22 protein-coding genes are annotated in these 21,403 nt (G+C 68.0%); 12 read left to right on the forward strand and 10 right to left on the reverse strand.

Features of this window, described 5'->3' with window-relative positions; all coding sequences use genetic code 11:
- Window positions 1-242: 242 nt before the first annotated feature.
- The 6 genes from groL to AC3EGR_RS25290 all read right to left on the reverse strand — a co-directional run bounded on the left by groL (window position 243) and on the right by AC3EGR_RS25290 (window position 7,987).
- The gene (groL, locus tag AC3EGR_RS25265; RefSeq protein WP_488549294.1) at window positions 243-1,889 is read right to left on the reverse strand and encodes a chaperonin GroEL; all 1,647 of its coding nucleotides are present in this window, start codon (window positions 1,887-1,889) and stop codon (window positions 243-245) included.
- 42 nt (window positions 1,890-1,931) lie between these two features.
- Window positions 1,932-2,222, reverse strand: a complete 291-nt coding sequence (groES, locus tag AC3EGR_RS25270) for a co-chaperone GroES (RefSeq protein ID WP_488549295.1) — start codon at window positions 2,220-2,222, stop codon at window positions 1,932-1,934.
- A 238-nt stretch (window positions 2,223-2,460) separates the two neighbouring features.
- Entirely contained in the window at window positions 2,461-5,964 is a 3,504-nt protein-coding gene (locus AC3EGR_RS25275) for a DUF748 domain-containing protein (protein WP_488549312.1), read from the reverse strand.
- A gap of 174 nt (window positions 5,965-6,138) precedes the next feature.
- Complete coding sequence (locus AC3EGR_RS25280; protein ID WP_488549296.1) at window positions 6,139-6,780, reverse strand: MarC family protein; 642 nt, start codon at window positions 6,778-6,780, stop codon at window positions 6,139-6,141.
- On the reverse strand, window positions 6,780-7,241 hold the full coding sequence (locus tag AC3EGR_RS25285; protein WP_488549297.1) for a MaoC family dehydratase: 462 nt from the start codon (window positions 7,239-7,241) through the stop codon (window positions 6,780-6,782). Before AC3EGR_RS25285 ends, AC3EGR_RS25280 begins: the two co-directional genes overlap by 1 nt.
- Window positions 7,241-7,987 carry an SDR family oxidoreductase gene (locus tag AC3EGR_RS25290; RefSeq protein WP_488549298.1) on the reverse strand — a complete coding sequence of 249 codons (747 nt, stop codon included), beginning with the start codon at window positions 7,985-7,987 and terminating at the stop codon, window positions 7,241-7,243. Before AC3EGR_RS25290 ends, AC3EGR_RS25285 begins: the two co-directional genes overlap by 1 nt.
- A 117-nt stretch (window positions 7,988-8,104) precedes the next feature.
- On the opposite strand from AC3EGR_RS25290, the gene AC3EGR_RS25295 reads away from it, so the two are divergent.
- The 3 genes from AC3EGR_RS25295 to AC3EGR_RS25305 are packed head-to-tail and all read left to right on the forward strand — an operon-like array spanning window position 8,105 to window position 10,310.
- Window positions 8,105-8,788 carry a dienelactone hydrolase family protein gene (locus tag AC3EGR_RS25295; protein ID WP_488549299.1) on the forward strand — a complete coding sequence of 228 codons (684 nt, stop codon included), beginning with the start codon at window positions 8,105-8,107 and terminating at the stop codon, window positions 8,786-8,788.
- The gene (locus AC3EGR_RS25300) at window positions 8,788-9,660 is read left to right on the forward strand and encodes an amidohydrolase family protein (RefSeq protein WP_488549300.1); all 873 of its coding nucleotides are present in this window, start codon (window positions 8,788-8,790) and stop codon (window positions 9,658-9,660) included. Before AC3EGR_RS25295 ends, AC3EGR_RS25300 begins: the two co-directional genes overlap by 1 nt.
- Entirely contained in the window at window positions 9,657-10,310 is a 654-nt protein-coding gene (locus tag AC3EGR_RS25305; protein WP_488549301.1) for a glutathione S-transferase family protein, read from the forward strand. The genes AC3EGR_RS25300 and AC3EGR_RS25305 overlap by 4 nt, the downstream gene beginning before the upstream one ends.
- Here the strand turns inward: AC3EGR_RS25305 and AC3EGR_RS25310 are convergent.
- Genes AC3EGR_RS25310 through hemB form a run of 4 tightly spaced genes read right to left on the reverse strand, consistent with a single transcriptional unit; the run spans window position 10,293 to window position 13,707 of the window.
- On the reverse strand, window positions 10,293-11,021 hold the full coding sequence (locus tag AC3EGR_RS25310; protein ID WP_488549302.1) for a DUF72 domain-containing protein: 729 nt from the start codon (window positions 11,019-11,021) through the stop codon (window positions 10,293-10,295). The two genes, AC3EGR_RS25305 and AC3EGR_RS25310, sit on opposite strands and share 18 nt — an antisense overlap.
- Window positions 11,018-11,593: a DUF1003 domain-containing protein gene (locus AC3EGR_RS25315; RefSeq protein ID WP_488549303.1), complete on the reverse strand. Its 576-nt coding sequence runs from the start codon at window positions 11,591-11,593 to the stop codon at window positions 11,018-11,020. The genes AC3EGR_RS25310 and AC3EGR_RS25315 overlap by 4 nt, the downstream gene beginning before the upstream one ends.
- A 1-nt stretch (window position 11,594) precedes the next feature.
- Entirely contained in the window at window positions 11,595-12,701 is a 1,107-nt protein-coding gene (locus AC3EGR_RS25320; RefSeq protein WP_488549304.1) for a magnesium transporter CorA family protein, read from the reverse strand.
- Window positions 12,702-12,705: 4 nt separating this feature from the next.
- Window positions 12,706-13,707, reverse strand: coding sequence for a porphobilinogen synthase (gene hemB, locus AC3EGR_RS25325; RefSeq protein WP_488549305.1), 1,002 nt, complete (start codon window positions 13,705-13,707; stop codon window positions 12,706-12,708).
- A gap of 260 nt (window positions 13,708-13,967) precedes the next feature.
- Here hemB and AC3EGR_RS25330 point away from each other — a divergent pair, with 260 nt between their 5' ends.
- From AC3EGR_RS25330 to AC3EGR_RS25370, 9 genes are all read left to right on the forward strand, one after another.
- The gene (locus tag AC3EGR_RS25330; RefSeq protein ID WP_488549306.1) at window positions 13,968-14,390 is read left to right on the forward strand and encodes a CopD family protein; all 423 of its coding nucleotides are present in this window, start codon (window positions 13,968-13,970) and stop codon (window positions 14,388-14,390) included.
- Between the two features lie 2 nt (window positions 14,391-14,392).
- Window positions 14,393-15,523 (forward strand): VanZ family protein, encoded by a 1,131-nt coding sequence (locus tag AC3EGR_RS25335; RefSeq protein WP_488549307.1) that lies wholly within the window; start codon window positions 14,393-14,395, stop codon window positions 15,521-15,523.
- On the forward strand, window positions 15,520-15,864 hold the full coding sequence (locus AC3EGR_RS25340; protein WP_488549308.1) for a (2Fe-2S) ferredoxin domain-containing protein: 345 nt from the start codon (window positions 15,520-15,522) through the stop codon (window positions 15,862-15,864). Before AC3EGR_RS25335 ends, AC3EGR_RS25340 begins: the two co-directional genes overlap by 4 nt.
- Window positions 15,865-15,907: 43 nt before the next feature.
- The gene (locus AC3EGR_RS25345) at window positions 15,908-16,537 is read left to right on the forward strand and encodes an alpha/beta hydrolase (protein ID WP_488549309.1); all 630 of its coding nucleotides are present in this window, start codon (window positions 15,908-15,910) and stop codon (window positions 16,535-16,537) included.
- Window positions 16,534-17,694 (forward strand): D-alanyl-D-alanine carboxypeptidase family protein, encoded by a 1,161-nt coding sequence (locus AC3EGR_RS25350; RefSeq protein WP_488549310.1) that lies wholly within the window; start codon window positions 16,534-16,536, stop codon window positions 17,692-17,694. Before AC3EGR_RS25345 ends, AC3EGR_RS25350 begins: the two co-directional genes overlap by 4 nt.
- Before the next feature lie 217 nt (window positions 17,695-17,911).
- Window positions 17,912-18,289, forward strand: a complete 378-nt coding sequence (gene rpsL, locus AC3EGR_RS25355) for a 30S ribosomal protein S12 (RefSeq protein ID WP_193675732.1) — start codon at window positions 17,912-17,914, stop codon at window positions 18,287-18,289.
- A gap of 142 nt (window positions 18,290-18,431) precedes the next feature.
- Window positions 18,432-18,905, forward strand: a complete 474-nt coding sequence (rpsG, locus tag AC3EGR_RS25360) for a 30S ribosomal protein S7 (RefSeq protein WP_171562548.1) — start codon at window positions 18,432-18,434, stop codon at window positions 18,903-18,905.
- A 71-nt stretch (window positions 18,906-18,976) separates the two neighbouring features.
- Window positions 18,977-21,079: an elongation factor G gene (gene fusA / locus AC3EGR_RS25365; RefSeq protein ID WP_488549311.1), complete on the forward strand. Its 2,103-nt coding sequence runs from the start codon at window positions 18,977-18,979 to the stop codon at window positions 21,077-21,079.
- Between the two features lie 204 nt (window positions 21,080-21,283).
- A partial coding sequence (locus AC3EGR_RS25370; protein ID WP_488549313.1) for a GTP-binding protein occupies window positions 21,284-21,403 on the forward strand: 120 nt, incomplete at its 3' end.

Raw genomic sequence — 21,403 nt, forward strand, 5'->3', positions numbered from 1 at the left:
CGCCATCGCGGCCTGCGCCGGCCCCCTTCGCGCCGCGGGAGCCGGCCGCCGGCGCGCCCGCGCGGTGCGGCGCGCTCGCGGCGCCCAGCCGTCCGTGCAGCGCCGAGATGACGGAATGACGGGGATCGATGGTGGTCACGCCGCATATATCCGCCAGCGCCGGCGTTTGTTTAGCCGGCGCAAAAAAAAAGCCGGGCGCGAGGCCCGGCTTTTTCGTTGAAGCGGCAAGCTTCAGGCGGACATTACATGTCCATGCCGCCCATGCCACCCATGCCGCCGCCCATGCCGCCCGGCATGGCCGGAGCGTCGTCCTTGGGCGCTTCCGCGACCATGGCTTCGGTGGTCAGCATCAGGGACGCGACCGACGCGGCGTTCTGCAGCGCGGTGCGGGTCACCTTGGTCGGGTCCAGGATACCCATCTCGATCATGTCGCCGTAGGTATCGTTGGCGGCGTTGAAGCCGTAGTTGCCCTTGCCGCCCAGCACGGCGTTGACCACCACGCTCGGCTCGCCGCCGGCGTTGCCGACGATCTCGCGCAGGGGAGACTCGACCGCCTTGAGCACCAGCTTGATGCCGGCGTCCTGGTCGGCGTTGTCGCCCTTGATGGCGCCAGCAGCCTGGCGGGCACGCAGCAACGCCACGCCGCCGCCGGCCACGATGCCTTCTTCCACGGCAGCGCGGGTGGCGTGCAGCGCGTCTTCGACGCGCGCCTTCTTTTCCTTCATTTCCACTTCGGTCGCGGCACCGACCTTGATCACCGCAACGCCGCCGGCCAGCTTGGCCACGCGCTCCTGCAGCTTCTCACGGTCGTAGTCGGACGTGGCTTCCTCGATCTGCACGCGCACCTGCTTGACGCGCGCTTCGATGTCGGCAGCGGCGCCGGCGCCGTCGATGATGGTGGTGTTTTCCTTGCCCACTTCGATGCGCTTGGCCTGGCCCAGGTCGGCCAGCGTCACCTTTTCCAGCGTCAGGCCGACTTCTTCCGAAATCACCTTGCCGCCGGTCAGGATGGCGATGTCTTCCAGCATGGCCTTGCGGCGGTCGCCGAAGCCCGGAGCCTTGACGGCCACGACCTTGAGGATGCCGCGGATGGTGTTGACCACCAGCGTGGCCAGCGCTTCGCCTTCGACTTCTTCCGCGATGATCAGCAGCGGGCGGGAAGCCTTGGCCACTTGCTCGAGCACGGGCAGCAGGTCACGGATGCTGGAAACCTTCTTGTCGTACAGCAGCACGAAGGGGTTGTCCAGGAGCGCGCTCTGCTTCTCGGGGTTGTTGATGAAGTAGGGGCTGAGGTAGCCGCGGTCGAACTGCATGCCTTCGACGACATCCAGCTCGTTGTCCAGCGACTTGCCGTCTTCGACGGTGATCACGCCTTCCTTGCCGACCTTGTCCATCGCGTCGGCGATGATCTTGCCGATCGATTCGTCGCTGTTGGCGGAGATGGAGCCGACCTGCGCGATTTCCTTGGAGGTCGTCGTGGGCTTGGAGGCCTTCTTCAGCTGCTCGGTCAGGGCCAGGACGGCCTTGTCGATGCCGCGCTTGAGGTCCATCGGGTTCATGCCGGCGGCCACGTACTTCATGCCTTCGCGCACGATGGCCTGGGCCAGCACGGTGGCGGTGGTGGTGCCGTCACCGGCGTTGTCGCTGGTCTTGGAAGCGACTTCCTTGACCATCTGCGCGCCCATGTTCTGCAGCTTGTCCTTCAGCTCGACTTCCTTGGCCACGGACACGCCGTCCTTGGTCACGGTGGGGGCGCCGAAGGAGCGCTCGAGCACCACGTTGCGGCCCTTGGGGCCGAGGGTCACCTTGACCGCGTTGGCCAGGATGTTCACGCCTTCGACCATGCGGTGGCGCGCGTCAGCGCCGAAAACCACGTCTTTAGCAGCCATGTTGTTTACTCCGGATATTCAGTGGATGGGGGTGCGAAGGGATCAGCGCTCGACGACCGCGAACAGGTCGTCTTCCTTCATGACCAGCAGTTCGTCGCCGTCGACCTTGACGGTCTGGCCGCTGTACTTGCCGAACAGCACGCGGTCGCCGACCTTGACGTTCAGGGCGATCAGCTCGCCCTTGTCGGTCTTGCGGCCGGGGCCGATGGCCAGCACTTCACCCTGGTCAGGCTTCTCGGCGGCGTTGTCGGGGATCACGATGCCCGAGGCCGTCTTGGTTTCTTGTTCGAGGCGCTTGACGATCACGCGATCGTGCAGGGGGCGAAGTTTCATTGCATCTCCTTCATCGGATACAGGGGGACATCAAAAAGCGCCAACTAAGTTAGCGCTAGTTAACTTGACGTGGAGGGCGCCAGCTCTGCTGCTAGCACTCAACTCCAACGAGTGCTAATGATAAGGGAAGTCCTGTCAGTTTCAAGCGGGGCGGCATGTCGTCGGCCGCCTACAGCGCATTTGCGGAGTATTTCCCCGCTGAAAACGAGAACTTTCGAACGCAGCGGGAGGGGCTGCCTCAGCGGGACAGGCCCGAGGTACGCACTCCCGTGGCCGGTGCGGCGCCGGCGCCCAGCGCGAACCCGCTGCCGACCAGCTTGTCGCGCACGGGCTGCGGGTGCGGGGCGGCGACGGCGACCCGGGACGCATCCAGCCCGGCTTTGACGATCTCGCCCCGCAGTGCGTCGGCGCGCGCCTGCGCCAGTTGCAGCAGCGCCTCGTCGCTGACCGGCACCTTGCGGGTGAGTTGCTGCAGCAGTTCGGTGTGAAAGGGCGAGGCGGGTCCCTCGCTGCGCGACTTGAAGCGTCGGCCCAGGCGTTGCACGAACTCGCTGTCCATCGCGCGCGCGGCAGCGCCCGCGTTCGGGTCCTTGTAGCCGGCCCGCAGCTTGTCGTATTCGGCCTGGCCGACGCTCCTGGCGTAGCGGTCCTCCAGCCAGGTCTGGACCTTGGAGACGTTGACGTCCACCGGCCCCGGCGGTTCACCCGCGGCCAGCTGCACGCCCGCCGCCGCGGCAGCCTCGCGCCGCATCGCCGCGTCCTGCAGCGCGTGGCGGTCGGCCTCGGGATCGAAGCCCGGCTCGATCGTGACCGTGAGCGCCGGCCGCTTCGCCAGCGCGTCGGCCAGCACCTTGAGCTTCTCCTGCTCCGGCGGCAGCAGGGCGCTGCTGCCCGGGTCGAATCCGGCCGATTCGAAGTTCTCGCTGTTCCCGCCCAGGAGTCCCGCCAGCGCACGGAAGGGCGCCGTCACGATCTTGGTCAGCACGTTGACGATCGCCTTCCACACGACGGCGCCGTAGCTGAACTGCGGATCGTCCAGGTTGCCGGACACGGGCAGGTCGAGGTCGATGACGCCGTTGCTGTCCTCCAGCACCGCGATGGCGAGGTCCAGCGGCAGCTTCATCGCCCCCGGGCTGTCCACCGCCTCGCCCAGTTTCAGCCTGGTGACGACGAACTTGTTGGTGCCCGCCAGTTGCCGCTGCTGGATCCTGTATTGCAGGTCGACCGAGAGGCGGCCCGACTCGATCCTGCGGCCCGCGAACTTGCCGGAGTAAGGTGTCAGCCGCGTCATCTCCAGGTTGCGGAAGGCCATGTCCACGTCGGTGAACTCGCTCGCGCGGAACGGCTGGAGCGAGCCGCGGATGCGGGCCGAGCCGAACTCGTCCACCTTGCCATCCAGCTCGATCCGGGCGACCGAGGCGGGGTCCGTGGACAGCCCGGTGATCACCCCTCCGAGCTCCTGCATGCGGGTGCCGAAGCGCGGCGTGAGCGACAGGTCGGCGAATTCGGCGTTGGCGCCGACCACGCGCAGCCGCTCGACCGCGAGCGGGAAGGGCGCGGCCTCCTTGCTGGCTGCGGCCGTGGCCGCCACCGCCCCCGCGGGCTGCACTGGCGCATCGCGCCGGATGCGCTGCAGGTTGAGCGTCTGGTCCTCGAAGATGATCACCTTGCCGAAGGGATGCAGGGCCACCAGTTCGCCGATGTGCGCGCGGTCCGGCGCGAGCGAGATGCTGGCCGAATTCGAGGAGAGCTTTTCCCAGCCGAGGAAGGCCTCGCCCGAGTCCTCCTCGGTGATCGCCAGTCCGTCCACCGAGAAGCCGCCCGTGAAGCCGACCTTCATGCCGGCGGCGGCGGGCGCGAAGGCCAGTTTGCCGCGCGTGCCCACCGTGCCCGACTGCAGGTCGAGTCGCGCGACGCGGTTGACGTAGGGCGCGAACGGCTTGAGGGAGAACGCGGTCAGTCCCAGCTCGAGTTCGCCCGAGGGCCGCGCCGGAACGACGCTGCCCCTGGCCTCGAAGCGTCCGCCCTGCTGCACGGCGAAGCGCACTTCGACGGGCAGCGCGCGATCCGGATCCAGGCCGACGTCGCGCAGGGTGAGCGCGCCTTGCACGATGTCCAGCGCGACCGGCGTTCCGGCCGATGCATCGACCACGCGCAGCTGGACGTCCTCCACCCCCAGGCGCGCGATCCGCAGATCGGGCGCCGCGGCCGGCGCGCCGGAAGCCGGCACAGCAGACGGCGGCTCCCGCGCCTTGCGCAGCATCTCCACCCAGTTCAGGCGCTGCTGCGCGTCGCGAACGACGCTCGTGCGCACCCCCGAGAGGCCGACCGTGTCGACCGCGATGCGCTGCTCCGGCCACTGCAGCTGCGCCTGGCTCACGGTGGTGCGTTGCACCTGCGCGAGCGGCTCGGTGCCGGAGGTGAGCTGCACCGGGCCCAGCGCGGCGTCGAGCGGGCCGATGGCGAAGCGCGCGGTGGCGCCGAGTTCCCCGGCGACGGCAGTCTTCAGTTGGAAGCCTTCGGCCCGCACCGACAGGGGCCTGGCGTAGCCCTGGTCCGTCCACTGCCCCGACCAGTCGGTCATCTGCAATTCGCCGATGGACAGGGTCCAAGGCGCATCCGCCGCAGGCGATGTCGCGGTCGCGGCAGGCGTGCCCGCGGCTGCCTGCAGCAGCCCTTGCCAATCGAGCGCCCCGTCCACGTCGCGCGTGGCCTGCACCTTGCCCCCCGTGAGCCGCACGCTGCCCAGCTTCAGCGCGCGGCGCGCCAGGTCGAAGGACGCGTCGGCGACGCGCGCCTCCTCCACCTGCAGCAGCGGCGCACCGCCGCCGCGCGGTGCGAGCGTGAAGCCACGCGCGACGGCCTCGGCTCCGCTGATTTCGAGGAAGGGCACGTCGGTCTTGCCGGCGGCGCGCAGCAGCGCGAAGCGGTAGTGCAGCGCGAGGGCCAGTGTTCCGGAGGCCTCGGCCGACAGCGCCGGCGCGACGTGGGCCAGCCGGGCGAGTCGCGCCCCGTCCAGCGCCAGCTCGCCTTGCGAGGACAGCGGATTGAGGGCCATCTCGCCCTTCCAGCGCAGGGTGGCTCCGTGCTCGGCAAGCCTGGCGGCCAGCAGGTAGCCGCCGCGGTCCTCGGGCAAGGTGGACAGTCCTTGCAGTTCGATCCCCAGCGGCGTGAAGGTGGTCTGGAAGGGTTCACCCGGCCGGTCGGCGTCGACATAGGTCACCTTGCCGTCGGCGATGCGCAGCTGCTCCACCAGCAGGCGCGCCATGCTGTCGGACGGCGGCCCCATCTGCTCCCGCACGCGCGCGATCAAGCCACCCCAGTTGAGCGCGCCGCCCGGGCGGATGGCGACGTTCACCTGCGGCCGCTCCAGGGACAGCGACCGCACGCGCCAGGCCCAGCGCGCGAGGCCCGCGCTTTCGAGGTCGAGCGCCAGCCGGTCGAAGCCGGCCAGCAGGTTACCGTCCGGCTCCGCCAGGGCGAGGCCTTCCACCTGCAGTTCCAGCGTGAACGGATTGAAGGCAACGCGATCGGCGCCGAGCCGGCTGGCCAGGAATTTCTCGCCGGCCCAGGGCAGTACCTTGCGTGCGAGCGGATCGACGAGGAAGAAGCCGGCGAGGACGTAGGCGGCAAAGAGGCCGGCGAGAACCAGCACGGGCAGGCTGCGCAGCACCGACAGCGTCCGCCTCCATAGCAGTGCACGCTGCCCGGAGGCCGCTGCTCCAACGCTGTCGATCACCATGTCCACGTGCCACCCCCTTGCCGGGCAGGATGCGCGCGGGCGGACGGCGCTGCCAATGGGACCTTCGGCGCAGGCGGTGTTGCAGGCGTATCGACGTGTACGACGCGCGCGCAGGCTGGACCCGCTTGTTGCAAGGGTACCCGTACCGACAAACCGGCGTGGCGGCCGTCCTGATCAGGCGCCGGTGGCGCGCAGGATGGGGAACAGCTTGCCCAGGCCGCTGGCCATCACCTCCACCGCCAACGCGGCGAGGATGAGCCCCATCAGCCGCGTCATCACGTTGATGCCGGTGCGCCCCAGCACCCGCGCGATCGGGTGCGCGGCGGAAAAGCACAGGGCGGTGACCAGCCCGATGACCACCGCGTAACCGAGCAGCGTCGCCATCTGGAACCAGGTCTGCGCGCGCTCGGCATAGATGACCACGGCGGACATGGTCGCAGGCCCGGTGAGCAGGGGGATCGTCAGCGGCACGACGGCGACGCTGGCCCCCATCGCGGCCTTCTCCGTGCCGTCGCTCACGTCCGTGGTTGCCGGCTTCATCTCCGCCGGCTTGGCATTGAGCATGTTCAGGGCGCTGGTGAGCAGCAGCATGCCGCCGCCCACCTGGAAGCTCGCCAGCGAGATGCCGAAGAACTCCAGGATGCCGACGCCCAGCAAGGCGCTGGCGGCGATCACCACGAAGGCGGTGAAGGAGGAGACCCACACCGTGCGGGCGCGCAGTTCCGGCGACAGCCCTTCGGTGTAGTGGATGAAGAAGGGCACGATGGCCAGCGGGTTGACGATGGCCAGCAGCGTGATGAGGGGCTTGAACTCCATCAGGCGTCCGCCGGGTGGCGGCGGCCGAACATGCCGTAGCCTTCCATCTCCAGCACCTTGTCGCCTTCCTGGTTGAACAGCTCCCAGCGCGAAAGCACGAGGCCGGTGTCGGGGCGCGACTTGAGCGGCCGCGATTCGAGGATGGTGTGCCGCAGGCTCAGCTGGTCGCCCGGGTAGACCGGCTTGAGCCACTTGAGGCTTTCCAGCCCCGGTGAGCCCTTGCTGGACGAATGCCGCAGCATGTTGTCCACCGTCAGCCGCATCGCCAGGCAGGCCGTCTGCCAGCCGCTGGCGGCGAGCCCGCCGAACATGGATTGCCGGCCGGCCTCTTCGTCGAGGTGGAAGGGCTGCGGGTCGTACTTCGCCGCGAATTCCTTGATCTCTTCCGCGGTGACGGACGTGGTGCCCAGCTCGCGCACCGTGCCGGGCTGCAGGTCTTCCCAGAACAGGGTGATCGCCATCAGCGGCCTCCCGAGATTTCGAGCAGCGACATCGTGGTGTAGCTCGCCTCCGGCGAGAGCAGCCACACGATGCCTTGGGCGACTTCCTCGGCCGAGCCGCCGCGCTGCATGGGCACGAGGTGCGCCAGGTCACGCACCCGGTTCGGCAGGCCGCCGGAGGCATGGATGTCGGTCTGGATGAGCCCTGGCCGCACGGCATTGACGCGGATGCCCTCGGCGGCGACTTCCTTGGCCAGGCCGATGGTGAAGGAGTCGATCGCGCCTTTCGCGGCCGCGTAGTCGACGTACTGGCCGGGCGCGCCCAGCCGCGCGGCGGCGCTGGACACGTTGACGATGGCGCCGCCGCTGCCGCCATGCAGCGTGCTCATGCGCTTGACCGCCTCGCGCGCGCAAAGGATGCTGCCGATCACGTTGATGGCGAACATGCGCTGCAGCCGCGCCAGGCTCATCTCTTCGACGCGCGCGGCGCGGTCCACCACGCCGGCGTTGTTGACGAGGGCCGTCAGGCGCCCCAGGCGCGCGTCGACTTGCGCGAACATCTCCAGCACCTGCGCCTCGTCGGCGACATCGGCGCGTACGGCGATGGCCGTTCCGCCGCCGTCGCGGATGGTGCGCACCACCGCGTCCGCCGCCGCTTCGTTGTTCGCGTAGTTCACGGCCACCGCATGGCCTTTGCGCGCGGCCAGCACGGCCACGGCGGCACCGATGCCGCGGCTGCCTCCGGTCACCAACAGGACATCGCTCACGCTGTTCCTCCACTGCCGCGTTGCGGCGGCCGAGCCGCCATTAGATCAAAAGAGGTGGATTGACGCCGCCTGCGGCATCGGGGAAGCTCGGCGCCTCGCATTTCACAGGAGGGCCACATGGGCCAGTTCACAGAACTCAAGGCGGCCGACGGCCAGATGATTCCCGCGTATGTTGCCCAGCCCCAGGGCAAGCCCAAGGGCGGCATCGTCGTCATCCAGGAGATCTTCGGCGTCAACTCGCACATCCGCTCGGTCGCGGACGGCTATGCCGCGGCCGGCTACCTCGCCGTGGCGCCCGCCATCTTCCACCGCGTGCGGCCCAACGTGGAACTGGGTTACTCCCCGGACGACATGGCCGAAGGCATGGCGCTGAAGGCGGCGACCGAGGCGCTCCCCTCGCCCGGCGTGATGCAGGACATCCAGGCGGCGATCAACCACGCGGCGCAGGCCGGCAAGGTGGGCATCGTGGGCTTCTGCTACGGCGGCCTGCTCACCTGGCGCGCGGCCGCGACGCTGCAGGGCCTGAGCGCCGCGGTGCCCTATTACGGCGGCGGCAGCACCACGCCCGACGAGATCGCGCGCAAGCCCAAGGTACCGGTGCTCGCGCACTACGGCGACAAGGACAAGCACATCTCGGTCGAAAGCGTCGAGGCGTTCAAGCGCGCCCACCCCGAGGTCGAGGTGCACCTGTACCAGGCCGACCACGGCTTCAACTGCGACCAGCGCGGTTCGTACAACGAGGCAGCGGCGAAGCTCGCGCGCGAACGCACCCTGGCTTTCTTCGCGAAGCACCTGGCTTGATGCGCGGCTGGCTCGCGGCGCTCGCCGTCCTGCTGGCCACCGGTGCGGCCGCGGCCGACTACGGCGGGCCCATCTTCGACGCGCACCTGCACTACAACGTGGAGGCGTACGAGGGGCCACATCCCCTGGCCGACGCCCTGGCGCGCATGCAGCGCAGCGGCGTGCGCGCGATCATCGCCAATTCCCGCCCGAACGAAGGCACGAAGCGCCTGGCGCAGGCGCCGCAGACGCGCGCGGCCGGCGTCACGGTCGTGCCGTTCGTGCGCCTGTACCGCACCCGCGCCGACTACGACAACTGGTTCCGTGACGAGACCATCTTCACGATGGTCCAGGAGGAGCTGGCGCGCGGCACCGCCGCCGGCGCCTATCGCGGGCTCGGCGAGTTCCACCTCTACGACGCGCAGAACGCCAACGGGCCGGTGGCGCGCAAGCTGATGGTGCTGGCCGAGGAGAAGGACCTCGCCGTGCTGGCGCACGTGGACGACACCGCCGTGGACCTGCTGATGGCGCACACGCCGGCCAGGGGCGCGAAGCTGCGCCTGATCTGGGCGCATACCGGCATTGGCGGCGCCCCGGTCGCACGCGTCGAGCAGCTGCTGGCGCGCTATCCGCGCCTGATGGGCGAGCTGTCCTACCGGCCGGGGCTGACCTGCGCGGGTGGCAAGCTCTGTCCCGAATGGCGCCAGCTGGTGCTGAAGTATCCGGAGCGCTTCCTCCTGGGGTCCGATACCTGGATCAACCAGCGCTGGGAAGCCTACGACGAGACGATGCGCGGCTACCGCGCGTGGTTGGGTGAGCTGCCGCCCGAGGTCGCGCGCCGCATCGCCTGGGACAATGGCGCCGCCCTGTTCGGGCTGGCGAGCAGACCATGACGATCCGTCTGCACTACTACCCCAGCACCGCGGCGATGATCCCGCACATCGTGCTGGAGGAACTCGGCGTGCCCTACGAGCGCGTGTTCGTGGACCGCGCGCACGGCCAGCACAAGGAAGCTGCCTTCCTGGCGCTGAATCCGAACGGCCGCATCCCGGTGCTGACCGATGGCGAGCTCGTGCTGTACGAAGCGGCGGCCATCGTGCTGCACCTGTGCGACACGCATCCACAGGCGCAACTCGCGCCGGCGCTGGGCACCGCGCAGCGTGCGCAGTTCTACATGTGGCTCATGTGGTGCACCAACACCCTGCAGGCCACGCTCATGGCGTATTTCTATCCGGAGCGCTGGGTGCGCGAAGGCGATGCGCAGGCCGCCTCGCAAGTCAGGCAGCAGGCGCAGTCGCAGGTCGACGGCCTGGTCGACCAGCTCGAGGCGCTGCTGGCCTCGCACGGCGGCCCCTGGATCCTGGGCCAGGAGTACGGCGCGCTCGATGCCTACGTCTTCACGCTGTGCCGCTGGACGCGCAACTTCCAGGGCCGCAAGGCGCGCGACCTGCCCCGGCTGGGCGCCTACCTGCAGCGCATGGCGCAGCGGCCGGCCGTGCAGCGCGTCTTCGCCGCCGAAGGGATTTCAGCGCCCTTCTTCTAGCAGCCGCTGCAGTTCCAGGGCGTTGCCGGCCGCCGCGCCGGAGGCAGTGTTGTCGAAGATGCACCAGCACTGCGCGCCCTGTTCCTGCGCGAGCCGCAGGCGGTGCGCCAGTGCCTGCAGCACCGGCGTCTCGTACGCGGAGTAATAGACACGGGGCGCGCCGTGCAGCCGCAGGTACACGAGACCGGGCCAGCCGCCCGGAAAGCGACCCGCGTCGTGCCGCACCGGGTCTGCCAGCACACGCGCCACCTCCAGGGCGTGCAGCAGCGCATCCGCCTCGGGCGTGAACCAGCTCGCGTGCCGCGGCTCCATCGCGAGCGCCCCGGCGAACCGGGAGCGCAGCAACTGCAGGAAGGACGCCGCCACCGGCGCATCGAACGCGAAGCTCGGTGGCAGTTGCACCAGCAGGCACGCGAGTTTGGATCCGAGCCCTCCCACCTGTTCGAAGAAGGGATCGAGCAGGTCCGTGCAACCGACCAGCCGCCTTTCATGCGTGACGGTCTTGGGCAGCTTGGCGCAGAAGCGGAAGTGCTCCGGGACGCTGGCCGCCCACTTCTCGTACAGGCTGCGCTTGTGCGGCCGGTGGAAGGACGAGTTGATCTCGGTGACCGGGAAGCGCGAGGCATAGCGCGCCAGGTGGCTGGTGCCCTCGCCGAACGCCTCGTGCACCGCCCGCGGCAGGCTCCAGCCGGCACAGCCGATGCCGATCACGGCTTGTCGCGCGGGCCGCTGCGCTTGTGCTTCGTTTGCTCGATCAGCGCTTCCTCGATCTGCCTGGCCAGCGTTTCCGGGCGCGTGGCCTGCTCCAGCACGGCGATCTCCGGGTCGTCCTCCTCGTACAGGCCCATCTTCTTGGCCATGCGGTCCAGCAACTGCAGCATCTTCGTGTTCTCCTGCTCGGCGAGCAGGTTGATCTGCAGGTCCAGCTGGTTGCGCCGCTCCGCCACGCGCATCTCGTAGTTCTGCGCGATCAGGATGAAGGACGACAGGAAGATCGCCTCCAGCGAGACGCACAGCGTGAGGAAGATGAAGGGATAGGGATCGAAGTGCGGCAGCTGCGGCAGCACGTTCCACAGGATCCAGCCGCCGAAGAGCAGCGCGTGGATCCACACGAAGTTGATGCTGCCGCAGAATCTGGCCACGAACTCCGCGATGCGGTCGGGCACCGTGCGATGCGTGATGGCCAAATCCTCGAGCCTGCGCATCGCGCGCACGTTTTCGCGCGTGAGGTCGGCCACGTTGCGCGGACGGCGGTAGCTGGAGTGGTCCGGGTTGGCGGCCATGTCAGCGTCCGGTGCGGGCGAGGTAGCGCTTGCGCCAGAACAGCACGCCCAGCAGCAGGGCGATCAGCCCCATCGCGCCCAGCGTCCACCAGAAGCCCGCGGCCTGGTGCGTGAGCGGCAGCAGCTCGAAGTTCATGCCGAAGATGCCCGCGATCAGGTTCAGCGGCAGGAAGATGGCCGTCAGCGCCGTGAGCGTGCGCATGATGTCGTTGGTGCGGTTGCCGACGGCCGAGAAGTGGATCTGCACCGCGGTCTCGGCACTCTGCTCCATGCGGTGGACGTGGTGCGTGACGCGCTGGATGTGTTCCACCACGTCGCGGGCGCGCGCCAGCAGCGAATCGAGCTCCGCCTGCGCCATCCAGGGCGGCGGCTGCTCGCGCTGCGTGTCCAGCCACTCCTGCATGGCATCGTTCTGCTCCTCGCACAGGTCCTGCAGGCCGTGCAGCGCGTTGCGCGCCGTCATGAGCGCGCCCCAGTCCGCGTCGAGCCCGTGGTGCCGGGGCGCGAGCAGGTCCTGCTGCCAGCGGTCGATCTCGGTGCTGAGCTCCTTGCGCAGCTCCAGGTAGTTGTCGACCATCACGTTGAGCATGCGCAGCATCAGGTCGGCGGCGCTGGAAGGCAGGCGGCTGCGCGCGGCGGCGCTCAGGCCTTCGGTCTGCAGCGCGTCCTTCAGGTAGCGCTCGATGAAGGCGCGGGCGGCGAAGCATCCCTCCGGATGCACGGTGACCAGCAGCCGGTCGAACACGACGAAGCCCACCGCACGGGTGCGGATGCGGTGGAAGGTGGAAAGCGGCGCATCCTTCGGCGGCGCCTTGTTGCCCAGCTCCGTGTTCACCTCGGCGTCGGTCGCGAGCCGGCGGAAGATCACCAGGTCGTAGACGGAGGTGTAGTCGTAGTGCGAAGGATGGCTGCGGTTGCCCAGGTCCTTGACGTGCAGGTCCAGCAGCGGCGAGCCCCCGAGGTGGTTCGCCGCGCGCTGCAGCATGGGCAGGTCCTGCTCCAGGTGCTCGCGTTCGAGATAGATCCAGACGAAGCCGGTGGCCGGCGCGTGCTGGGGAAGGTGGTCCAGGAACCGCAGCGTGCCGGCGCCGAATTCGACGATCTGCACGCGCTCAGGCTTTCAGCATCCGCGCGGCATTGAGCGCGAAGTAGGTCAGCACGCCGTCGGCGCCGGCGCGCTTGAAGGCCAGCAGGCTTTCCATCATCACGAGGTCGTGGTCCAGCCAGCCGTTGGCGGCCGCGGCCTTGAGCATCGCGTATTCCCCGGAGACCTGGTAGGCGAAAGTGGGCACGCGGAATTCGTCCTTCACCCGGCGCACGATGTCGAGGTAAGGCATGCCGGGTTTGACCATCACCATGTCGGCGCCTTCGGCCAGGTCCATCGCCACTTCGCGCAGGGCTTCGTCGGTGTTGCCCGGATCCATCTGGTAGACCTTCTTGTTGCTCTTGCCCAGGTTGGCGGCGGAACCGACGGCATCGCGGAAGGGCCCGTAGAACGCGCTCGCGTACTTGGCGCTGTACGCCATGATCCGCGTGTGGATGTGCTGCTTGCTTTCCAGCGCGGCGCGGATGGCACCGATGCGCCCGTCCATCATGTCGGAAGGCGCCACGATGTCCACGCCCGCCTGCGCCTGCGTCAGCGCCTGCTTGACCAGCACTTCGACGGTTTCATCGTTGAGGATGTAGCCGGTCTCGTCCAGCAGCCCGTCCTGCCCGTGGCTGGTGAACGGGTCGAGCGCCACGTCCGTCATCACGCCGAGTTCGGGAAACTCCTTCTTCAGGCCCTGCACGACGCGCGGCACCAGGCCGTCGGGGTTCCAGGCCTCGCGGCCGTCCGGCGTCTTCAGTTTCGGGTCGATCACCGGGAAGAGCGCGAGGGCCGGGACGCCCAGCTCCATGCATTGTTCGGCAACGGGCAGCAGCAGGTCCAGGCTCAAGCGCTCGACCCCCGGCATGGAGGCGACGGACTGGCGCTGCTTCTGGCCGGCCAGCACGAACACCGGGTAGATCAGGTCGTGGGGCGAGAGCGCGTGCTCGCGGACGAGGTTGCGCGTGAACGCGTCACGCCGCAGCCGGCGGGGCCGTCCCTGCGGGTAAGGTGCGTAGGAAGTCATGAGGAAAATTGTGCCCCATGCCGTCCCTGCGCCACCGTCAGAGAACTTAAGACTTTAGGCTTGAAAGCAGAGTCACCGGCTGTTAAATTACGCGTGGGCGGCTTGCCGCCCCCCGCTTTTCCTCCCTGAGCGGGCGCCTTGATGTGTGACAGCAAAAAGGCTTGTAACCCCGGTTCCCATGGAATCGGGGTTTTTTTCCGCCCGCGCATTCCTGCGTGCAGCACCCCCGGGCTCATGAGCCGGTCCGTACACTCCGCGGCATGCTTTGGGTCAAGGCCTTCCATATCGTGTTCGTGGCGAGCTGGTTTGCGGGACTGTTCTACCTGCCGCGCATTTTCGTCAACCTGGCGATGGTGCCGCCGGGCTCGGTGGCCGAGCGCGAGCGCCTGCTGCTCATGGCGCGCAAGCTGCTGCGCTTCACGACCCTGCTGGCGGTGCCCGCACTCGCGCTCGGGCTGTGGCTGTTCCTCGGCCATGGCATCGGCCGCGGCGCGGGCTGGATGCACGCCAAGCTCGCCATCGTCCTGCTCACCATCGGCTACCACCATGGATGCGCGGTGCAGCTGCGCAAGCTGGGTGACGGCAGCAGCACGCGCAGCCACCGCTGGTTTCGCGTCTTCAACGAACTGCCCGTGCTGCTGCTGGTGGCGGCGGTCGTCCTGGTCACGGTGAAGCCTTTCTGAGCATGCACAAGACTTCCGCGTGGCCGCTAGCCGGCGCTTATGTCGCACTGATCGTCTACGCCAGCCTCTATCCCTTCACCGGCTGGCGCGACCAGGAGATCCCGCCCTGGGACTTCCTCTTCGCCGGCTGGCCGAAGTACTGGACCGGCTTCGACGTGGCGGCCAACGTGGTCGGCTACGTGCCGCTCGGGTTCCTGCTGGCGCTGAGCTTCATGCGGCGCGGCAACGTGCGCTACTTCGCCAACCATCCCAACCTGGCCGGCATCGCGGTGGCGGTGGCCGCGGGCAGCGTCTTGTCGTTCTGCATGGAAGGCATCCAGAACTACCTGCCCTCGCGGGTGGCGTCCAACGTCGACCTGGGCCTGAACATCGCCGGCACGCTGGTGGGCGCCGTGCTCGCGACCGTGCTCGAACTCGCCGGCGCCATCGACCACTGGAGCCGCTTTCGCGAACGCTGGTTCATCACCGAGGCACGGGGCGCGCTGGTGCTGCTCGCCCTGTGGCCTTTCGCGCTGCTGTTTCCCGCGGTGGTGCCGCTGGGGCTGGGCCAGGTGCTGGAACGGCTGGAAAGCAGCCTCGCCGAATGGCTGCAGGAAACGCCCTTCCTCGAATGGATGCCGGTGCGCGACGTGGAACTGCAGCCGCTCGTGCCCGCGGCGGAGTTGCTGTGCGTGGCCCTCGGTGCGTTCATCCCCTGCCTGCTCGGGTACACGATCCTGCGCTCCGTCGGCCGCCGGGCGGTGTTCGCCGTCGCCGCCGTCGCGGTGGGCACGGCGGTCACGGCCCTGTCGGCGGCCCTGAGCTGGGGACCGAACCATGCGTGGGCCTGGATGAGCCTGCCGGTGCGCGTCGGGCTGGTGTTCGGGCTGGTGCTCGCGATGCTGATGCTGGCCGTGCCGCGTCGCGGCTGCGCGGCCATGCTGCTGCTGGCGCTGGTCGTGCACCTGAGCGTGCTGAACCAGGCGCCCGCGAGCGCCTATTTCGCCGACACGCTGCAGGCCTGGGAGCAGGGCCGCTTCATCCGCTTCAACGGCGTCGCGCAGTGGCTGGGATGGCTCTGGCCTTATGCCGTGCTGGTGTATGTGCTGGTGCGGGTCTCGCGTCCCGAGCGGCCTCCTACAATCGCGCCATGAGCGCGCCGAACGGGAAACAGTACTACGAACGCCACATCTTCTTCTGCCTGAACAAGCGCGAGAACGGCGAGGCCTGCTGCGCCGACCACAACGCGCAGGCCGCGTTCGACCGCTGCAAGTCGCAGGTGAAGGCCAAGGGGCTCGCGGGCCCGGGCAAGGTGCGGGTGAACAAGGCGGGCTGCCTGGACCGCTGCCAGGGCGGCCCGATCGCCGTGGTCTACCCCGAAGGTACTTGGTACACGTACGTAGACGAGAACGACATCGACGAAATCGTCGAGTCCCACCTGCGCGACGGCAAGGTGGTCGAGCGCCTGCTCACGCCGCCGCACCTGGGGCGATGAGCGCCGCGATGCGGTCCGCAAGCCTGCGGGAGGTGCCTGGCCCATGAATGCGCAAACGGAACGCCTGGACCTCGCAGGGCCGGCAGGACGCATCCAGCTGCTGCGCGACCAGCCCGCGGACACGCCGCGCGGCATCGCCGTGATCGCGCACCCGCATCCGCTGTTCGGCGGCACCATGGACAACAAGGTGGTGCAGACGCTGGCGCGTGCGTTCGTGCAGTGCGGCTGGACGGCGCTGCGCTTCAACTTCCGCGGCGTGGGCGCGAGCGAGGGCGCGCACGACAGCGGCGAAGGCGAGACGCTGGACCTGCTGCACCTGGTGCGCGAACTCGCGCCGCAGGGCCCGATCGCGCTGGCCGGTTTTTCCTTCGGCGCCTACGTCACCGCGCGGGCGTTGCAGGCGCTCTGGAGCGAGCGCGACGTGCGCACCATCGTCCTCGTGGGCACGGCGGCCGCCCGCTTCCAGGTGCCCGCGCTGCCACCGGAGTCGCTCGAGCGCACGCTCGCGATCCACGGCGAGGTGGATGACACCGTGCCGCTGGCGGCCGCCCTGGACTGGGCCCGTCCGCAGTCACTCCCGGTTACGGTGGTGCCCGGGGTCGAGCATTTCTTCCACGGACAATTGCCGTTGTTGAAGAACCTGGTGGTGCGCCACCTTCGCGCATTCGAATGAGAACCCGTTGGTTGCGGGCGCTGCTGGCGCCCTGGGTGACCCTTTTCTGCCTGGCCGCCGCGGCGCAAGTGCCGCAGCCACCGGAGATCGCCGCCAGGAGCTTCCTGCTGCTGGACGTGAGCGCCAACCAGATCCTCGCCTCCCGCGACATCGATGCGCCGGTGGAGCCGGCGTCGCTGACGAAGCTGATGACGGGCTACCTGGTGTACGAGGCGCTGCGCGCCAGGAAGATCGCCGTCGACCAGAAGCTGCCGGTCAGCGAGCGCGCCTGGCGCATGGGCGGCTCGCGCATGTACATCGACCCGAAGATGCAGGTGCCGGTGGACGACCTCATCAAGGGCATGGTCGTCCAGTCCGGCAACGACGCCACCGTGGCGCTGGCCGAAGGCGTGGGCGGCACGGTGGAGCATTTCGTGGAACTCATGAACCAGCAGGCGAAGGCGCTGGGCATGAAGAACACGGTGTACCGCAATCCGGAGGGCCTGTCGGCGCCAGGGCAGACCACGACGGCCCGCGACCTGGGCATCCTCGCGACCCGGCTGATGCAGGACTTCCCGGAAGACCTGCCCTACTACGCGATCAAGAAGTACCGCTACCACGGCACGCCCACGGCCAACGACACCAACCGGAACATGCTCCTGTTCCGCGACCCGACGGTCGACGGGCTGAAGACGGGCCACACGGACGCCGCGGGCTACTGCCTCGTCGCCACGGCCAAACGCGACTTCCCGAACCTGCAGGGTCGCCGGCTGGTAGCCATCGTGCTGGGGGCCAGCAGCGAAGTCGCCCGCGCCAACGAGGCGCAGAAGCTGCTGAACTGGGGCTTTACCGCGTACGAAGGGCTCAAGCTCTTCGACGGCAACCAGGCGGTGCTGGAGCCGCAGGTCTGGAAGGGCAGCGAGAAGACGGTCAAGCTGGGCCAGCCGCAGCCCGTGGTGCTCTCGGTGCCCGCCGGCAACGCCAGCCGGATCAAGACCCAGGTGGTCCGGCCCGATCCGCTGGTGGCGCCCATCCGCAAGGGCCAGCAGGTGGGCACGCTCAAGATCGTCGTGGGCGAGCAGGTCCTGCGCGAGGTGCCGCTGGTGGCGCTGGAGGGCGTGGAGCAGGCCGGCATCTTCGGCCGGGCCTGGGACGCGATTCGCCTCTGGATCAAGTGACGCTCGGCGCGCCGACGGCCCGCAGGCGTCCTCCTCGCGCAGGCGGGGTCCCGGGGGCTTTGGGAGGGGTTCTTCCGCCCCGGGCCCGCCTCAGCCCGGGCGACGGACCCCGCCCGTTGAGGGTTTTCACCAGCCGGGATATACTCGCGGGCTTTCCCGCAATTTGGGGCGGGGATGCTTTTTCCGTTTTCCTTCGAACGTTTAGGGACGTTTTTCAATGCCAACCATCAACCAGCTCGTGCGTCAGGGCCGGGAAGTCGAGAAAGTCAAATCGAAGTCCCCCGCGATGCAGAACAGCCCCCAGCGTCGGGGCGTGTGCACCCGCGTGTACACCACGACGCCCAAGAAGCCGAACTCCGCGCTGCGGAAGGTCGCCAAGGTCCGCCTGACCAACGGCTTCGAAGTCATCTCCTACATCGGCGGCGAAGGCCACAACCTCCAGGAACACTCGGTGGTCCTGGTGCGTGGCGGCCGCGTGAAGGACTTGCCCGGTGTGCGTTACCACATCGTGCGCGGTTCTCTTGACCTGCAAGGCGTCAAGGATCGCAAGCAGTCCCGTTCCAAGTACGGCGCCAAGCGCCCGAAGAAGGCCTGACAGGCCAGGTAGTTTGTCGGTGCTCATTCAGCCCTGGCAGGCTGAGTCAGCGTAGTGACCCACTTCCGGGTCGAGTAAGCGGGAAGCCTGATGGCGCCCTGGGTCCTTCGAGGGCCAGCTGAAGCAAACAGAGAGGTTAGAAATGCCACGTCGTCGCGAAGTCCCTAAGCGTGAAATCCTGCCGGATCCCAAGTACGGCAATGTCGAGCTCGCCAAGTTCATGAACGTCATCATGCAAGGCGGCAAGAAGGCGGTCGCCGAGCGCATCGTCTACGGTGCCCTCGAGCAGATCGAGAAGAAGAACCCGGGGCGTGATCCCCTGGAAGCCTTCACCATGGCCATCTCCAACGTGAAGCCCATGGTCGAAGTGAAGTCCCGCCGCGTCGGCGGCGCCAACTACCAGGTGCCGGTCGAAGTGCGTCCCGTCCGCCGCCTGGCCCTGTCCATGCGCTGGATCAAGGAAGCCGCCAAGAAGCGCGGCGAGAAGTCCATGGCCCTGCGCCTGGCCAACGAACTCATGGAAGCCACGGAAGGCCGTGGCGGCGCCATGAAGAAGCGGGACGAAGTGCACCGCATGGCCGAGGCCAACAAGGCCTTCAGCCACTTCCGCTTCTAAGACTCGTCCCCATCTAGCGGTGCGGGCCCGCCACGAGCGGGCCTGTGCCCTTTGAAAGAGAAAGACTCATCATGGCCCGCAAAACGCCCATCGAGCGGTACCGCAACATCGGTATCTCCGCGCACATCGACGCCGGCAAGACGACGACGACCGAGCGCATCCTGTTCTACACCGGCGTGAACCACAAGATCGGCGAAGTGCACGACGGCGCCGCTACCATGGACTGGATGGAGCAGGAGCAGGAGCGTGGCATCACGATCACCTCCGCCGCCACCACCTGCTTCTGGAAGGGCATGGACATGTCCTTCCCCGAGCACCGCATCAACATCATCGACACCCCCGGACACGTGGACTTCACCATCGAGGTGGAGCGTTCCATGCGCGTGCTGGACGGCGCCTGCATGGTGTACTGCGCCGTGGGCGGCGTGCAGCCCCAGTCGGAAACCGTCTGGCGCCAGGCCAACAAGTACAAGGTGCCCCGCCTCGCGTTCGTCAACAAGATGGACCGCACCGGCGCCAACTTCTTCAAGGTCTACGAGCAGATGAAGCTGCGCCTGAAGGCCAACCCGGTGCCCATCGTGATCCCGATCGGCGCCGAGGAAAACTTCACCGGCGTGGTCGACCTGCGCAAGATGAAGGCCATCTACTGGGACGAAGCGTCCCAGGGCATGAAGTTCAACTTCGAGGAAATTCCCGCCGAGCTGCTGGAAAGCGCCAAGGAATGGCGCGAGAAGATGGTCGAGGCTGCCGCCGAAGCCAACGAGGACTTGATGAACAAGTACCTCGAAGAGGGCGACCTGACCGAGGCGGAAATCACCCTCGGCCTGCGCACGCGCACGATCGCCGGCGAGATCCAGCCGATGCTGTGCGGCACCGCGTTCAAGAACAAGGGCGTGCAGCGCATGCTCGACGCCGTCATCGAACTGATGCCGTCGCCGATCGACATCCCGCCGGTCAAGGGCATGGATGACGACGAGCAGCCGACCACCCGCAAGGCGGACGACAACGAGAAGTTCTCGGCGCTGGCGTTCAAGCTGATGACCGACCCGTTCGTGGGCCAGCTGACCTTCGTGCGCGTCTACTCCGGCGTGCTGACCAAGGGCGACAGCGTCTACAACCCGGTGCGCGGCAAGAAGGAGCGCATCGGCCGGATCGTGCAGATGCACGCCAACAACCGCCAGGAAGTCGAAGAGATCCGCGCCGGCGACATCGCCGCCTGCGTGGGCCTGAAGGACGTGACCACGGGCGAGACCCTGTGCGACCCGTCGGCCATCGTGACGCTGGAGCGCATGGTGTTCCCCGAGCCGGTGATCCGCCAGGCCGTCGAACCCAAGACCAAGGCCGACCAGGAAAAGATGGGCGTGGCGCTGCAGCGCCTGGCCGCGGAAGACCCGTCGTTCCGCGTGAACACGGACGAGGAATCCGGCCAGACCATCATCGGCGGCATGGGCGAGCTGCACCTGGAAATCATCGTCGACCGCATGAAGCGCGAGTTCGGCGTGGAAGCCAACGTCGGCAAGCCGCAGGTGGCCTACCGTGAAACGATCCGCCGCAAGGTGGTCGACCAGGAAGGCAAGTTCGTGCGCCAGTCGGGCGGCAAGGGCCAGTACGGCCACGTGGTGTTCACCATCGAGCCGAACGAGACGGGCAAGGGCTTCGAGTTCGTCGACGCCATCAAGGGCGGCGTGGTGCCGCGCGAGTACATCCCGGCGGTGGAGAAGGGCGTCGTCGAGGCGCTGAACTCCGGCGTGCTGGCCGGCTACCCGGTGGTGGACGTGAAGGTCTCGCTGACCTTCGGTTCGTACCACGAGGTGGACTCGTCCGAACAGGCGTTCAAGATGGCCGCCATCTTCGGCTTCAAGGAAGGCGCGAAGAAGGCCCAGCCCGTGATCCTTGAGCCGATGATGGCCGTGGAAGTGGAGACGCCCGAGGACTACGCCGGCAACGTGATGGGCGACCTGTCGTCCCGCCGCGGCATGGTGCAGGGCATGGACGACATGATCGGCGGCGGCAAGATCATCAAGGCGGAGGTCCCCCTCTCCGAGATGTTCGGCTACTCGACGACCCTGCGCTCGATGTCCCAGGGCCGCGCGACGTACACGATGGAGTTCAAGCACTACAGCGAAGCTCCGAAGAACGTCGCCGAAGGCATCATCGCCGCCCGCGCGAAGTAAGAGCCGAGGCATTCACCGCGCAGGCGCACAGGACGCAGGGGACCGCAGCGAAATGCTGCTGTTCCCTGCGATCTCCGAGGCCCCGCGGTGACGAATTTCCTGTCTGCGATCACACGCCCATCGCTGCCCGTGGTGATGGACCCCGCGATGTGATGCAGACGTAAAACCAAGACACGGGCATTGCTCTTTACTGGAGATTTCTCAATGGCAAAAGGTAAGTTCGAGCGGACCAAGCCGCACGTCAACGTGGGCACCATCGGCCACGTGGACCATGGCAAGACGACCCTGACGGCGGCGATCACCACCGTGTTGTCGGCCAAGTTC

The sequence above is a fragment of the Ramlibacter sp. G4-7 genome, from assembly GCF_057784995.1.

What these genes read in the sequence shown, in the direction of transcription:
- AC3EGR_RS25295 (WP_488549299.1), top strand. Translation starts at nt 8,105, where the DNA reads ATGGGCCAGTTCACAGAACTCAAGGCGGCCGACGGCCAGATGATTCCC.
- AC3EGR_RS25345 (WP_488549309.1), top strand. Translation starts at nt 15,908, where the DNA reads ATGAATGCGCAAACGGAACGCCTGGACCTCGCAGGGCCGGCAGGACGC.
- fusA (WP_488549311.1), top strand. Translation starts at nt 18,977, where the DNA reads ATGGCCCGCAAAACGCCCATCGAGCGGTACCGCAACATCGGTATCTCC.
- AC3EGR_RS25330 (WP_488549306.1), top strand. Translation starts at nt 13,968, where the DNA reads ATGCTTTGGGTCAAGGCCTTCCATATCGTGTTCGTGGCGAGCTGGTTT.
- AC3EGR_RS25280 (WP_488549296.1), bottom strand. Translation starts at nt 6,780, where the DNA reads ATGGAGTTCAAGCCCCTCATCACGCTGCTGGCCATCGTCAACCCGCTG.
- AC3EGR_RS25285 (WP_488549297.1), bottom strand. Translation starts at nt 7,241, where the DNA reads ATGGCGATCACCCTGTTCTGGGAAGACCTGCAGCCCGGCACGGTGCGC.
- AC3EGR_RS25300 (WP_488549300.1), top strand. Translation starts at nt 8,788, where the DNA reads ATGCGCGGCTGGCTCGCGGCGCTCGCCGTCCTGCTGGCCACCGGTGCG.
- groL (WP_488549294.1), bottom strand. Translation starts at nt 1,889, where the DNA reads ATGGCTGCTAAAGACGTGGTTTTCGGCGCTGACGCGCGCCACCGCATG.
- hemB (WP_488549305.1), bottom strand. Translation starts at nt 13,707, where the DNA reads ATGACTTCCTACGCACCTTACCCGCAGGGACGGCCCCGCCGGCTGCGG.
- AC3EGR_RS25305 (WP_488549301.1), top strand. Translation starts at nt 9,657, where the DNA reads ATGACGATCCGTCTGCACTACTACCCCAGCACCGCGGCGATGATCCCG.
- AC3EGR_RS25350 (WP_488549310.1), top strand. Translation starts at nt 16,534, where the DNA reads ATGAGAACCCGTTGGTTGCGGGCGCTGCTGGCGCCCTGGGTGACCCTT.
- groES (WP_488549295.1), bottom strand. Translation starts at nt 2,222, where the DNA reads ATGAAACTTCGCCCCCTGCACGATCGCGTGATCGTCAAGCGCCTCGAA.
- AC3EGR_RS25275 (WP_488549312.1), bottom strand. Translation starts at nt 5,964, where the DNA reads ATGGTGATCGACAGCGTTGGAGCAGCGGCCTCCGGGCAGCGTGCACTG.
- rpsL (WP_193675732.1), top strand. Translation starts at nt 17,912, where the DNA reads ATGCCAACCATCAACCAGCTCGTGCGTCAGGGCCGGGAAGTCGAGAAA.
- AC3EGR_RS25335 (WP_488549307.1), top strand. Translation starts at nt 14,393, where the DNA reads ATGCACAAGACTTCCGCGTGGCCGCTAGCCGGCGCTTATGTCGCACTG.
- rpsG (WP_171562548.1), top strand. Translation starts at nt 18,432, where the DNA reads ATGCCACGTCGTCGCGAAGTCCCTAAGCGTGAAATCCTGCCGGATCCC.
- AC3EGR_RS25315 (WP_488549303.1), bottom strand. Translation starts at nt 11,593, where the DNA reads ATGGCCGCCAACCCGGACCACTCCAGCTACCGCCGTCCGCGCAACGTG.
- AC3EGR_RS25340 (WP_488549308.1), top strand. Translation starts at nt 15,520, where the DNA reads ATGAGCGCGCCGAACGGGAAACAGTACTACGAACGCCACATCTTCTTC.